We start from the raw sequence: 13,453 nt of genomic DNA on the forward strand, positions 1-13,453 counted from the left end.
AGCTGATGAATTTTTAAACATCCTCTAGAAATTAAACAGACTTCCATGTATAGTTAAAGAGAAATAAAGATTTGTTGGAGGGATACGAAATGAGCTTGCCAAAGGATTATTTATATTCAAAAGAACATGAATGGGTAAAAAAAGAAGATGGAAAAGTTCGTATTGGAATTACTGATTTTGCACAAGATGAGCTTGGGGATATTGTCTTTGTTGAATTACCAGAAGTTGGCGATTCTTTAGAGTTGGAAGAACCATTTGGAAGTGTAGAATCTGTTAAAACAGTATCTGAACTGTATGCTCCAGTAAGCGGAAAAGTGGTAGAGGTAAATGAGGAACTAGAAGATAGTCCAGAGCTTGTAAACGAATCACCACATGAAAAGGCATGGATGGTTGTTGTTGAGCTTGAGAATGAAGATGAGTTAGAAGATTTATTAGATGCGGAAGCATACCAAGCATTCATAGAAGAATAATATAATATATTGACACCTATTTTAGAAATCGTGAAAAAGACAGGTTCTTCACCTGGAATTTCAAAAGGGCTCTAAAAAAGGTGAAAAAGAGCTGACTTTTCCACATTCGTGTATAGTTAGCTCTTTTCTTTTCATATAATATAGAAAAAGCATATTATAGTGCGCGTTCAAAACTTCTATGTCTTATTAGACACCGCAATAGATGAAAAATCCCATTTTCGTATAAAAAAGTACGATATGCCGGTTTAGGAACGCATTACCCTCTTAAAAGATTAGAGGATGTGGAACTTAATTGCTTTAATAAGGAGTGCAAAACGATGATGGAAGATGATTACAATAAAGTCATAATCGTTGAAGGGTTATCTGATAAAAAACATATAGAAAAAATTCTTGACGATAATACCATCACCATTGTTTGTACAAATGGAACCATTGGCGTAGAGAAATTTGAAGAGCTGTTAGAATATTATCATTTAGATGATACTGAAGTTTTTATTCTGGTGGATGAGGATGATTCCGGAATAAAACTCCGAAAGCAGCTGGCCAGAGAGCTGCCGCATGCTGAACATATTTACGTAAGCAGTGAATTTCGTGAAGTGGCTGCGACTCCTAAGAAAACTTTGGCCAGTATCCTGGCTGGCAAACGAATTGGAATAGATCTCAATTATCTTGCAAAATGGTAACTTAACGCGTTAAGATAAAAAAGAGTTTTATTTAGAAGAAGGTGAGCAGAACTTTTTAACACCTCAACTTTCGTATATTAAAAAGAAACTTCATTTCCATAGAAACAGGAGTTGATCGTTCCTTCTATAAATCCTTTGACAAAGAATAGCAAGTGAAGTGTAATGCACCGCTGCGACGGACCGTTTTGCTTTCCAACGTACAACGTTTTGATGGGGCGAGTAATCGCAACCCCAGTCCCAGTGGGAAGACCCCGCAGAAAAAAAGCGAACTTCTTTTTTCGAGAAGGCTGAGCTCAAGCCCGCGGAAAGCGTAGTGTTTTTCCGGAGTGGGAGCTATACACTATCATTAGTTCAAAAAAAGCTGATTTACAATACGGAAAGAAAAAAGATCGAGGAGAGTTAACTTGAAACAGTTTAATGAGACAGAAGTGAACCATCATCGGTTTATATTATATATTTATACACCATTCTGCGGGACATGTACCGTAGCACGTGCCATGCTTGAAAAAATAGAAAGATTGCATAAAGAGGATATTTTCACAGAAATCAATGCTTCCATGCATCCTGATTTTATGCAGCACCATCAAATTGAAAGTGTACCATGTCTTGCTTTTATGGAAAATGGAAAAATCGTAGAAAAGGTATACACCTTTCAATCGACAGCAAATATTTATCAGTATCTGATGAAATATAAACCAGAGCTGTTCACAGCAATAAATAATTAAGTTTTTGAAGGCCGATAATATTTTACCGGATTTCAAGGGGATGTTCGGGGTTAATAATTGAAAAGTGCCGGCTTCTGCAAGTAATTTAATGATATCGTATATATTTAAGCGTCTCTCTGTTCTCGTGCAGAAAGACGCTTTTTCCATGAATAAGGTATGACGGAGCGGTCATTCCATTTCTGTACCCCTGGATTAACGAGGAATATGGAAGTATTTTAAGTATATGTGATTTTTTCTATTCATAGCGAAAGATTTTCATAAATTATCGGGATATACACGTTTAAATCGATTTTGAGCGGGAATCATACCTGTGTTAGCATATAGAATGTGTTAAACAAACCGAAAGGATGATTTATTATTACCACTGAGAATGGTTTAAGCTACACTTCGGAAATGGAAAAAGCGATGGGGCAATCGAGAGGAATTAACTACGAAGAATATGATAGAAGCTTGAATAAAAAATTAAAAGTGGAACAAGAAAGAGAACTTGAGTATCAGAATGCAAAGATGATTTCATCGGAAGCAAAGTCTGGAAATTTGAGATAAAAATAATAAAAGCTGATGTCGAGAGGCATCAGCTTTTTAAATGGCAGGATTTTTATTATCCGTCTTTTAAAAGCACATTTTAAAGCTTTTAAAAGACGGATAATAACAGTTGCGAATTAATTTGAAATGCTTTAAGATTGTAATGAGAATAAATTGAGAATGGATATCATATTCATTTCATTTAAAATAAAGTTTTGGAGGTATGATTTATGGCAGGCTCAGTATTAGAAATTAAGAATCTTCATGTATCCATTGAAGACAACGAGATATTAAAAGGGGTAGACCTAACGATTAAAGGTGGAGAATTCCATGCGGTGATGGGACCGAATGGTACAGGTAAATCCACATTAGCATCTGCAATTATGGGACACCCTAAATATGAAGTAACAGAAGGCACGATCACACTTGATGGGGAAGATGTGCTGGAGATGGAAGTAGATGAGCGTGCCCGCGCCGGTCTATTTTTAGCTATGCAGTACCCAAGTGAAATCAGCGGAGTAACAACTTCTGATTTCTTACGTTCTGCAATTAATGCAAAACGCGAAGAAGGCGATGAAATTCCATTAATGAAATTCATCAAAAAATTGGATCAGGATTTAGACTACCTTGATATTGATCAGAATATGGCAACACGTTATCTGAACGAAGGTTTCTCCGGCGGGGAGAAAAAACGTAATGAAATTCTGCAATTAATGCAATTGCAGCCAGATATTGCTATTCTTGATGAAATTGATTCCGGGCTGGACATTGATGCATTAAAAGTTGTGTCAAAAGGAATCAACCAATTGCGTTCTGACAGCTTTGGATGCTTGATTATTACTCACTACCAACGTCTATTAAACTATATTACACCTGATTTTGTACACGTAATGATGCAGGGACGTGTTGTGAAATCTGGAGGACCGGAGCTTGCAAAGCGTCTTGAAGCAGAAGGTTATGAGTGGATTAAAGAAGAATTAGGAATTGAAGACGAAGAAACTGCAGAACAAAACGCGTAAGGTAAGGAGGGGTAATCATGACTGTAGAAACAAAGCTTCCATTCAATCAAGAATATATTCAAGCATATTCCAAAGATCGCAATGAACCAGGCTGGATGGCTACGCTTCGTTCCAAAGCTTTGGAAATGGCCGATTCATTAGAAATGCCAAAACCGGATAAAACAAAAATTTCAAACTGGAATTTTACTGATTTCCAGCATTCCTATAAAGAAGCTGCTAAAATAGCTTCCCTTAGTGAACTGCCTGAAGAATTAAAAGCATACTTTGATGAAGATGCTAATATGGAAAACCTATATATTCAGCGTGATCAGACAGCTGCGTATAACAGCCTTGCTAAAGGGCTTCAGGATAAAGGTGTTATTTTTACAGATATTTTTACAGCAATCAACGAGCACAGTGACCTTGTTGAAAAGTATTATATGAATGACGCAGTTGCAGTAGACCAGAACCGTTTAACAGCACTTCATGCAGCACTGATGAACGGCGGGGTATTTGTTTATGTACCTAAGAATGTACAGGTAGAAGAGCCGCTTCAGGCGATTTTCTGGCATGAAGATACCGACAGTGCACTATTAAATCATGTGCTGGTTGTAGCAGAAGAAGGAAGCTCTGTCACCTATGTAGAAAATTATATTTCTCATAATGATACAGAAGAAACAGTGGCTAACCTTGTAACAGAAATATTTGCTCATGATAATGCACAAGTTGCTTATGGTGCAGTGGATAATTTTGCAGCAGGCACAACCACGTATGTGAACCGCCGTGGTGTTGCAAAGCGTGATGCAAGAATTGATTGGGCGCTTGGCCAAATGAATGATGGAAATACCGTTTCTGAAAATATCACTTATTTATTAGAGGATAATGCTGCTTCAGAAGCAAAAGCTGTTTCTGTCGGACGCGGTAAACAGACTCAAAACTTTACGTCCAGTATTCGCCAATTTGGAAAAGAAACGGATGCTTACATTTTACAACGTGGTGTAATGAAGGGCTCGGCTTCTACGATCTTTAACGCTATCGGTAAGATTGAACATGGCGGTACAAAATCGAACTCTGAACAGGAATCTCGCGTGTTAATGTTAAGTGAAAAATCCCGTGGAGATGCCAATCCGATCCTTCTTATTGATGAGGATGATGTTACAGCAGGTCATGCTGCTTCCGTAGGCCGTGTTGATCCGCTGCAAATGTACTATCTTATGAGCCGGGGATTAGAACGTGAAGAAGCAGAACGTTTAGTTATTCATGGTTTCTTAGCTCCAGTGGTAGCTCAAATTCCAATTGAATCTGTACGTAAGCAATTAACACAAGTGATTGAAAGGAAAGTTTATTAATGGATGTCAAAGCCATTAAAGAACAATTTCCAATTCTTCAACAGGAAGTAAATGGGCATCCCTTAGTATACTTGGATTCTTCCGCAACTTCGCAAAAGCCGGTCCAGGTAATTGAAGCGGTGAATGATTATTATACATTTAATAATTCCAATGTTCACCGCGGGGTGCACACCCTTGGCTCAAGGGCGACTGATCAATACGAGGGAGCACGTGAAAAGGTCCGGGAATTTATCAATGCGAAGAGTTCAAAAGAAATTATCTTTAACAGGGGAACAACAGCTGGTCTTAACTTAGTTGCATCAAGCTATGCAAGAGATAATATTGGACCGGATGATGAGATTGTAATAACGCCAATGGAGCATCATAGTAATTTAATCCCCTGGCAACAAGTTGCTAAAGCAACTGGAGCTCGTTTAGTATATTTGCCGCTGCAAGAAGATGGCAGTATTTTATTAGACGATGTTAAAAATATAGTTAATGAAAAAACAAAAATAGTAGCGATAGCTCATGTTTCTAATGTTCTTGGAACGATTAACCCAATTAAAGAGATAACGGAAATTGCACATCAGCATCATGCTATTACGGTTGTAGATGGCGCGCAAGGTGCTCCGCATATTAAAGTGGACGTACAGGATCTGGATTGTGATTTTTATGCTTTCTCTGGTCATAAAATGTGTGCTCCGACAGGTATTGGCGCACTTTATGGAAAACAGGAGCTTTTAGAAAACATGGAGCCAATTGAATTTGGCGGTGAAATGATTGATTTTGTAGATCTATATGATTCTACATGGAAGGAACTGCCTTGGAAATTTGAGGGCGGTACACCTATCATTGCTGGAGCGGTCGGTCTTGCAGCAGCAATTGACTTTTTAAATGAAGTCGGTCAAGATGAAATATTAGCTCATGAGAAAGAGCTGGCAGCCTATGCGTTGGAGCAGATGCAAACAATTGATGGTATCCAAGTTTATGGACCTCAGAAACGTGCCGGGCTGGTTACGTTTAATCTGGAGGATGTGCATCCGCACGATACAGCGACCGTTCTTGATGCGGAGGGAATCGCTGTGCGAGCAGGTCACCATTGTGCACAGCCTTTGATGAAATGGTTAGATGTAACAGCAACAGCTAGAGCCAGTTTCTATCTCTATAATACGAAAGAGGATATTGATCTTTTAGTAGCCGGGCTGTTAAAGACAAAGGAGTATTTTGGGAATGGCTTTGAATAACCTCGATACACTTTACAGACAAGTTATTATGGACCATTACAAAAATCCACGTAACAGAGGAACGTTAGAAGACGAATCTATTACTGTGGACATGAATAACCCGACCTGCGGAGATCGCATTCAATTACAATTGGACATCGAGAATGGGATTGTAAAGGATGCAAAATTCCAAGGAGAAGGTTGTTCTATCAGTATGGCATCCGCATCAATGATGACACAGGCGATTAAGGGACTGGAAGTAGAAACAGCATTGAAAATGTCAGAATCATTTTCTGAAATGATGTTAGGTGAAGATGTTGATTCAGAAGAAATGGGAGACATTGAAGCACTTCAGGGAGTTTCTAAATTTCCTGCACGTATTAAATGTGCGACACTTGCATGGAAGGCCATGGAAAAGGGTGTGCACAACGAATAAGACAGAAGCTTTTATTCTGTCAGAGGGAGGTTATTAACAATGGCAAAAAATATGCCGGAAATTGAAGAATATAAATATGGATTTCACGATAAAGACGTATCTATTTTCCGTACAGAAAAAGGGTTAACGCCAAATATTGTTAAGGAAATTTCGAAAATGAAGGAAGAGCCGCAGTGGATGCTTGATTACCGTCTGAAGGCACTGGAGCATTTCTATAGCCGTCCAATGCCGCAATGGGGCGGAGATCTTTCCGGATTAGACTTCGATGAGATTGTATATTATGTAAAACCTTCTGAGAAACAAGGCAGAACATGGGATGAAGTACCAGATGAAATCAAGCAGACGTTTGATAAATTAGGTATTCCTGAAGCAGAGCAAAAATATCTTGCCGGAGTATCTGCACAGTATGAATCAGAAGTGGTTTACCATAGCTTGAAAGAAGATCTTCAAGAGCTTGGTATCGTCTTTAAGGACACAGACACAGCGTTGAAAGAAAATGAAGAACTGTTTAAAGAGTATTTCGGAAAAGTTGTTCCTTACTCAGACAATAAGTTCTCTGCATTAAACTCTGCAGTGTGGTCTGGCGGATCATTTATCTATGTGCCAAAAGGTGTTGAAGCGACCACACCGTTACAAGCTTACTTCCGTATTAATTCCGAAAATATGGGACAGTTTGAACGTACACTGATCATTGTAGATGAAGGCGCATCTGTACACTATGTAGAAGGTTGTACAGCACCGGTTTATACAACAAACTCGCTTCACAGTGCGGTTGTAGAAATTATCGTTAAGAAAGATGGCTACTGCCGTTATACAACGATTCAAAACTGGGCAAATAATGTATATAACCTTGTTACCAAACGTGCAACTTGTGATGCGAATGCAACAATGGAATGGATTGACGGAAATATTGGTTCCAAGTTAACCATGAAATATCCTTCTATCCTGTTAAAAGGGGAAGGTGCACGCGGAAATACACTTTCTATTGCTTTAGCAGGAAAAGGACAATTACAGGATGCTGGTGCGAAAATGCATCACTTGGCTCCAAATACGTCTTCTACGATTGTTTCTAAGTCTATCTCTAAACAAGGCGGGAAAGTATCTTACCGTGGTTTAGTACACTTTGGACGTAAAGCAGAGGGAGCTCGTTCCAATATTGAGTGTGATACACTAATTATGGATAACGAGTCTACTTCAGATACGATTCCGTACAATGAAATTCTAAACGACAATATTTCCTTAGAGCACGAAGCGAAAGTTTCCAAAGTATCTGAGGAGCAGCTCTTCTACCTAATGAGCCGCGGCTTATCAGAAGAAGAAGCAACGGAAATGATCGTTATGGGCTTCATCGAGCCATTTACGAAAGAACTTCCAATGGAATATGCTGTTGAAATGAATAGATTAATTTCCTTCGAAATGGAAGGGTCCATTGGTTAAGCATTTCAAAGATTATTATAATAAAGTGACTGCCGTATACCAACCCTGGCAGTCACTTTTTTTGGTTTCACAACTTTTTTAATCGTTTATCACGGAGAACCGCCCGTAAAACTCCCACTGAATGAAGTTTCGTTTTATTGTTTTTGATACATATGAATATATTCTCCATCCATACGGAATAACGCAGGATTCAATGTCTTTTTTCTTCCGTTCATGGCAAAAATAATGATATTGTATGTAAAAACCTTTATGCTAGAATCAGGATATGAACAGAAGGGGGAATTTGGAATGAAAAAAATGATATTATCATTGTTTACACTTTTGCTTGCTGGTGTGCTAGCTGCATGCAGTGGAGATGAAGATGCAGCAGAAACAGAAGATTCTGCAGATGAATCTGTAACTGAAGAGGAAGAGGCAACGGATGACGAAGATAATGAGAAAGAGAGTGGTGAAGGAAAAGGTGGTTTCTTATGGAAGGTAGAATCTGGTGATACTGAAATGTATTTACAAGGAACCATTCATTTAGGTACGGAAGATTTTTACCCGTTAGATCCGGCTATTGAAGAAGCTTATGATCGTGCAGATGTTGTTCTGCCAGAATTTAATATGCTGGAAGAACAGCCTTCTCAGGAAGAAATTTTAGAGTATGCTACATTTGAAGATGACACTACACTTGACGAAGTGCTTTCAGAAGAAACGTATGATGAACTTGCAACTATTTTTGAAGATAATGGATTGGATTTAGAGACAATGAACGAATTCCAACCATGGTTTGTAGAAATGACGTTACTTCAATTTACAACAATGATGAGTGACGTAGATTCCCAAGCAGGTGTTGATTTATATTTTCTTGAAAAAGCAACAGAAGATGGGAAAGAAATTGTTTCTTTAGAAAGCGCGGATGAGCAATTTGAAATGCTTAGCAGTTATTCCATGGACACACAAATACAGACATTAGAATTAGCAGTTGATGGTTATGAGGATGCTGCTGATGAATTGGAGGAACTAACGGAAACATGGCTTGAAGGAGATGTAGAAGCGATGGAAACGATGTCTGATGATTATGGAGAAGCTGGAATTAATGATGAGTACATGGAAGAATTAAATGATAATCGAAATATTGATATGGCGAACCAGCTGGATGAAATTTTACAGGAGGATAGTGGCCAAGTTTATTTTGTCTTTGTAGGAACGGCGCATGTTACAGTTGATCCAAGTATTGTGACAGAACTTGAAGACAAAGGTTATGAAGTGGAGCACGTTTATTAAGGGAAATTTGTTAGCTTGAAACAAATTTTAGGCACGAAATATCGGTTTGCAGCGACGTTAGACACAGATTGCTGCAAGCCGATTATTTCGTGCTTTTTTAAATGAAACGAAATAGCAAAAAAAAGTGTCTTTTTTGAAATTAAATCATATTATTAAGATAAGAATACTTTTAATAGGATTCAGCAGCATAATAATTGCTTGAAAACGAACAAAAGCTTCAAATAGTGTGAAGCCATTTTAGTAGAAAATCAAAGCTTTATTCATTCCATTTTAAAAATTTTAAATGAGCGATTGACAAAAGGGGAAAATATGGATAGAATACTAATAAATCTTATCAAAATACAGGGAATTGAACTTCCTCAAATAACAAAAAATAATTAGGGGGAAGACAACATGTCAAAAGAACATGAAGTTGATGATTTTTATGTGAAATTGAAGGAATTATTAAATGATTTGAACTTTGGAACAATTACGATCGTTGTTCAAGATGGAAAAGTAATACAATTGGAGAAAAGTGAAAAGGTAAGATTAAAGTAAACATGAAAAGAAATAACACTGCTGACTAGACAACTAGAGGCGGCGTTCTCTTCAGAAAAATTCTGGAGGAGCGGCGTCTTTTTTAATGGTCAAGTATTATCAAAGAAAGAGGGGTTATGCATGCAATTAACCTATCAAAAGGCAGCGGCAGAGGATTATGATTCCCTGAATCAAAAGCTTAAAAACAAAGACAGCCTGGAGATATTGAAATGGGCTTATCAAACGTATGGCGATGAACTTGTTTATGCTTGCAGTTTTGGTGCAGAAGGTATTGTTTTAATCGATATGATTCACAAGGTGAAAAAAGATGCCGTCATTGTTTTTCTGGATACCGATTTTCACTTTAAAGAAACCTACGAACTTATTGATCGAGTAAAAGCGCGCTATCCAAGTTTACGAATTGAAATGACAAAACCGGAGCTGACATCGGAAGAGCAGGCGGAAGTCCATGGAGCTGAATTATGGAAGGTGAATCCTGATCTATGCTGCAGTATTCGTAAGCTGATTCCTTTGGAGCAGCAGCTAAATCAATATACTGCATGGATATCCGGTTTACGGCGAGAGCAATCACCGACAAGAGCGAATACGGAATTTGTGAATCAAGACAGACGGTTTCAATCGGTTAAAATCTGTCCTTTGATTCATTGGACAGAAGAGGAAATCTGGATGTATATCCGCCTGCATCAGCTGCCCTATAATGAGCTTCACGATAAAAATTACCCGAGCATTGGCTGTGAGTATTGCACAAAACCGGTGTTGGAGGGGGAAGATGCAAGAAGCGGCAGATGGGCAGACACAAACAAAACAGAATGCGGATTACATCAGGAAAAGTAAGTAATCTAGTCAGGATGAAATTGAATATTATTGGAGGTAAACGATATGACAACTATTGCTCCACATGGAGGAACATTGATTCAACAGTATGAGCCAGCGTATGACACAGAGGGGATCACACAAGAAATAGAGCTGGATTCCTTTGCGCTTTCCGATTTAGAACTGATTGGAATTGGGGGCTTCAGTCCGTTAACAGGTTTTATGGGAAAGGCCGATTATGAGTCGGTAGTCAGCGATATGCGTTTAGCAGATGGAACGGTTTGGAGTATTCCGATCACATTACCAGTTTCAGAGACAGCTGCAAATACATTGGAAATCGGAACACATGCAAAGCTTACTTTTAACAATGATGTGTATGGCGTCATCGAAATTACAGAGTTATATGAACCGAATAAATGGAAAGAGGCAAAGCAGGTATATCAGACAGACGATCAGACGCATCCAGGCGTAAAAAAATTGTTTGAACGTCCTGATTATTATGCAGCAGGTACTATTACATTAATAAAGCGGCTGCAGCGTGATCGTTTTCAAGCTTATTATCTTGATCCAAAAGAAACAAGGGCGTATTTTGAAAAACAAGGCTGGAAAAAGGTAGTCGGCTTTCAAACAAGAAATCCGGTTCATCGGGCTCATGAATATATTCAGAAATCAGCACTGGAAATTGTTGATGGTCTATTCTTAAACCCGTTAGTAGGAGATACGAAAGCAGATGATATTCCGGCAGATGTCAGAATGGAAAGCTATGAAGTATTATTGTCCAAATATTATCCGCGTGACCGGGTGTTTCTTGCTGTATTTCCAGCAGCGATGCGTTATGCCGGACCGAGAGAAGCAATCTTTCATGCATTGGTCCGTAAAAATTATGGCTGTACCCATTTTATTGTCGGAAGGGATCATGCAGGTGTAGGGGATTATTATGGAACCTATGATGCACAGGTTATTTTTCAAAGCTTTACAGAAGAAGACCTAGAGATTACTCCATTATTTTTTGAACATAGCTTTTATTGCAAGGCATGCGGAAATATGGCATCAACGAAAACATGTCCTCATGACAAAGAAAATCATGTGATCTTGTCGGGCACAAAGGTACGGGAGATGCTAACTAATGGTAAAACTCCTCCTCCAGAATTCAGCCGGAAAGAAGTTGTTGAGGTGCTTATCCGGGGAATGCAGCAGCAAGCAAGTGTGTAAGTAAGAAAGAGAGAGGTGTTTTGACGTTATGCTGGTTGCTGTTGCTTTTATAATTGCTTTATTTTTTGCGATGAATATTGGAGCCAGCGGAACAGCTGCTTCGATGGGGCCGGCTTATGGGAGCGGTGCTATCCCTAAAAAAAGGACTGCTATGATTCTGGTCAGCATTTTTGCTTTATTAGGAGCATTGTCTGGAGGCGAGGTTGTCCGAACGATTGGAAATGGAATCATTGCTCCAGGAGTACTTGATGTAGAAATTGTCATCATTATTTTGGCTGCAGCTTGTCTGACTTTATTCTTTGCCAATATGTTAGGGATTCCCTTGTCTACAAGCGAAGTAGTGGTTGGTGCTATTGTTGGAGCAGGTATCGCTTACCAGGCACTCCAATTCGAACAGCTGGTCATTATCATTGCCTTTTGGCTGATTACTCCTATCACCGCTTTTTTACTTGGGTTGGTGTTAGGCAAATGGATACGCTATGCGGAAAATCGCTGGAAGGAGCTTACAGAGCTTGGTAAATGGAAGAAACCACTGGCTTTTTTGCTTATCGCAGCCGGTTGTATTGAAGCCTATGCTGCTGGAATGAATAATGTAGCTAATGCTGTCGGACCGTTAGTTGGTGTCGGGCTGCTTGATGTGACAATGGCTGTATTGCTTGGAGGCCTTTTCGTATCTCTTGGAGCAGTATTATTGGGAGGCCGTGTACTGGAAACAAACGGGAAAAAAATAACGCGGCTGTCCTTGCTGCAGGGCAGTGCCGTCTCCTTAACCGGGGGCAGCTTGGTAATAACGGCATCTATTTTTGGTTTGCCGGTGCCGCTGACACAAATAACTACCTCTGCCATTGTTGGTGTTGGTACAGCTGATAAAGGGTTTCAAATGTGGCAGCAGAGCATTGTGAAACAAATTATGAAAGTCTGGGTGGTTTCACCAGTTATTTCATTAGTCTTATCATATGGTCTTATACTTTTATTTAAAACAACGGATTATTATACGCTTTTCGTTATCCTTTCCGTATTTATTGCAACAGCGGGTGTCTACAGCCTTTATTTGTCCACAAGGGCAGAACGTCGTTCAACATATGATGAAGGCGGGGGTATTTAAGATTTTAAATATAAGTAAGTTTATCAGAATAAAAGGTAAATGAAGGGAGATATTTATTTGATACAAGAAACAAAGGACATTGTTTGGCATGATACAGCTGTTCAGAAAGAAGAACGGCAGCAGAGAAATCAGCATGGAAGTGGTATTTTATGGTTCACAGGACTTTCCGGAGCAGGAAAATCAACATTGGCAAATGCTTTAGAACACCGTTTATTTGAGCAAGGTTTAAACAGTTATGTGCTGGATGGCGATAATATCCGGCATGGTTTAAATAAAGGGCTGGGCTTTGATGAGGAGGACCGCAAAGAGAATATTCGCCGGATTGGAGAAGTCGCCAAGTTGTTTGTAGATGCTGGTCTTATTGTCTGCACAGCCTTTATTTCGCCTTTTGCAGAAGACCGTCAACGTGTGAGAGCTTTGGTCCAAGAAAATGAATTTGTTGAGATTTATGTACGGTGCTCTTTAGAAGCTTGTGAAGATAGAGATCCAAAAGGATTATATAAAAAAGCACGTACAGGAGAAATCAGTCATTTTACCGGTATCAGCTCTCCTTATGAGGAACCATTACAGCCGGAATTGATTGTTGATTCTGATCAGCATTCTATTGAAGCATGTGTCGATAAAATTATTACATTTTTACGGGAAAGAAAGTATTTGCCTGAGGAATCATTCAGGTAAGTTATCTAAATATA

The 13,453-nt window shown here is 39.0% G+C and carries 15 protein-coding genes; all 15 read left to right on the plus strand.

Going from position 1 to position 13,453, the window contains the following annotated elements; all coding sequences use genetic code 11:
• Positions 1-89: 89 nt before the first annotated feature.
• On the plus strand, positions 90-470 hold the full coding sequence (gene gcvH, locus BN986_RS07215; protein ID WP_040978977.1) for a glycine cleavage system protein GcvH: 381 nt from the start codon (positions 90-92) through the stop codon (positions 468-470).
• A 317-nt stretch (positions 471-787) separates the two neighbouring features.
• Positions 788-1,153 carry a toprim domain-containing protein gene (locus tag BN986_RS07220; protein WP_074435623.1) on the plus strand — a complete coding sequence of 122 codons (366 nt, stop codon included), beginning with the start codon at positions 788-790 and terminating at the stop codon, positions 1,151-1,153.
• Between the two features lie 404 nt (positions 1,154-1,557).
• Positions 1,558-1,878, plus strand: a complete 321-nt coding sequence (locus tag BN986_RS07225; RefSeq protein ID WP_040978978.1) for a thioredoxin family protein — start codon at positions 1,558-1,560, stop codon at positions 1,876-1,878.
• Positions 1,879-2,271: 393 nt separating this feature from the next.
• Positions 2,272-2,424 carry a YuzK family famiily protein gene (locus BN986_RS27330; RefSeq protein ID WP_187378527.1) on the plus strand — a complete coding sequence of 51 codons (153 nt, stop codon included), beginning with the start codon at positions 2,272-2,274 and terminating at the stop codon, positions 2,422-2,424.
• Between the two features lie 209 nt (positions 2,425-2,633).
• A complete protein-coding gene (gene sufC, locus BN986_RS07230; protein ID WP_040978979.1) occupies positions 2,634-3,422 on the plus strand; it encodes a Fe-S cluster assembly ATPase SufC in 789 nt (262 codons plus the stop codon).
• Between the two features lie 17 nt (positions 3,423-3,439).
• Positions 3,440-4,750, plus strand: a complete 1,311-nt coding sequence (gene sufD, locus BN986_RS07235) for a Fe-S cluster assembly protein SufD (protein ID WP_040978981.1) — start codon at positions 3,440-3,442, stop codon at positions 4,748-4,750.
• Complete coding sequence (locus BN986_RS07240) at positions 4,750-5,973, plus strand: cysteine desulfurase (RefSeq protein WP_040978982.1); 1,224 nt, start codon at positions 4,750-4,752, stop codon at positions 5,971-5,973. Before sufD ends, BN986_RS07240 begins: the two co-directional genes overlap by 1 nt.
• Positions 5,960-6,388 carry a Fe-S cluster assembly sulfur transfer protein SufU gene (gene sufU, locus BN986_RS07245; protein WP_040978984.1) on the plus strand — a complete coding sequence of 143 codons (429 nt, stop codon included), beginning with the start codon at positions 5,960-5,962 and terminating at the stop codon, positions 6,386-6,388. Before BN986_RS07240 ends, sufU begins: the two co-directional genes overlap by 14 nt.
• A 39-nt stretch (positions 6,389-6,427) precedes the next feature.
• Complete coding sequence (gene sufB / locus BN986_RS07250; RefSeq protein ID WP_040978985.1) at positions 6,428-7,825, plus strand: Fe-S cluster assembly protein SufB; 1,398 nt, start codon at positions 6,428-6,430, stop codon at positions 7,823-7,825.
• 288 nt (positions 7,826-8,113) lie between these two features.
• Positions 8,114-9,094: a TraB/GumN family protein gene (locus BN986_RS07255; protein WP_040978986.1), complete on the plus strand. Its 981-nt coding sequence runs from the start codon at positions 8,114-8,116 to the stop codon at positions 9,092-9,094.
• A gap of 393 nt (positions 9,095-9,487) precedes the next feature.
• On the plus strand, positions 9,488-9,631 hold the full coding sequence (locus BN986_RS26110) for a YezD family protein (protein ID WP_074435624.1): 144 nt from the start codon (positions 9,488-9,490) through the stop codon (positions 9,629-9,631).
• A gap of 120 nt (positions 9,632-9,751) precedes the next feature.
• The gene (locus BN986_RS07260) at positions 9,752-10,465 is read left to right on the plus strand and encodes a phosphoadenylyl-sulfate reductase (RefSeq protein WP_040978987.1); all 714 of its coding nucleotides are present in this window, start codon (positions 9,752-9,754) and stop codon (positions 10,463-10,465) included.
• 45 nt (positions 10,466-10,510) lie between these two features.
• On the plus strand, positions 10,511-11,656 hold the full coding sequence (gene sat, locus BN986_RS07265; protein WP_040978988.1) for a sulfate adenylyltransferase: 1,146 nt from the start codon (positions 10,511-10,513) through the stop codon (positions 11,654-11,656).
• A 28-nt stretch (positions 11,657-11,684) separates the two neighbouring features.
• Positions 11,685-12,761 (plus strand): inorganic phosphate transporter, encoded by a 1,077-nt coding sequence (locus BN986_RS07270; protein ID WP_040978989.1) that lies wholly within the window; start codon positions 11,685-11,687, stop codon positions 12,759-12,761.
• A gap of 60 nt (positions 12,762-12,821) precedes the next feature.
• Positions 12,822-13,439 carry an adenylyl-sulfate kinase gene (gene cysC, locus BN986_RS07275; RefSeq protein WP_244444971.1) on the plus strand — a complete coding sequence of 206 codons (618 nt, stop codon included), beginning with the start codon at positions 12,822-12,824 and terminating at the stop codon, positions 13,437-13,439.
• Positions 13,440-13,453 lie beyond the last annotated feature (14 nt).

It is taken from the genome of Oceanobacillus jeddahensis, assembly GCF_000750635.1.
GTDB lineage: Bacteria > Bacillota > Bacilli > Bacillales > Amphibacillaceae > Oceanobacillus > Oceanobacillus jeddahense.

Bases quoted from the DNA above. Each gene is read 5' to 3' on its own strand.
- BN986_RS27330 (WP_187378527.1), top strand. From the start codon at position 2,272: ATGGAAAAAGCGATGGGGCAATCGAGAGGAATTAACTACGAAGAATAT.
- BN986_RS07255 (WP_040978986.1), top strand. From the start codon at position 8,114: ATGAAAAAAATGATATTATCATTGTTTACACTTTTGCTTGCTGGTGTG.
- BN986_RS07240 (WP_040978982.1), top strand. From the start codon at position 4,750: ATGGATGTCAAAGCCATTAAAGAACAATTTCCAATTCTTCAACAGGAA.
- BN986_RS07260 (WP_040978987.1), top strand. From the start codon at position 9,752: ATGCAATTAACCTATCAAAAGGCAGCGGCAGAGGATTATGATTCCCTG.
- BN986_RS07220 (WP_074435623.1), top strand. From the start codon at position 788: ATGATGGAAGATGATTACAATAAAGTCATAATCGTTGAAGGGTTATCT.
- sufC (WP_040978979.1), top strand. From the start codon at position 2,634: ATGGCAGGCTCAGTATTAGAAATTAAGAATCTTCATGTATCCATTGAA.
- sat (WP_040978988.1), top strand. From the start codon at position 10,511: ATGACAACTATTGCTCCACATGGAGGAACATTGATTCAACAGTATGAG.
- sufD (WP_040978981.1), top strand. From the start codon at position 3,440: ATGACTGTAGAAACAAAGCTTCCATTCAATCAAGAATATATTCAAGCA.
- sufU (WP_040978984.1), top strand. From the start codon at position 5,960: ATGGCTTTGAATAACCTCGATACACTTTACAGACAAGTTATTATGGAC.
- gcvH (WP_040978977.1), top strand. From the start codon at position 90: ATGAGCTTGCCAAAGGATTATTTATATTCAAAAGAACATGAATGGGTA.
- BN986_RS07270 (WP_040978989.1), top strand. From the start codon at position 11,685: ATGCTGGTTGCTGTTGCTTTTATAATTGCTTTATTTTTTGCGATGAAT.
- sufB (WP_040978985.1), top strand. From the start codon at position 6,428: ATGGCAAAAAATATGCCGGAAATTGAAGAATATAAATATGGATTTCAC.
- BN986_RS26110 (WP_074435624.1), top strand. From the start codon at position 9,488: ATGTCAAAAGAACATGAAGTTGATGATTTTTATGTGAAATTGAAGGAA.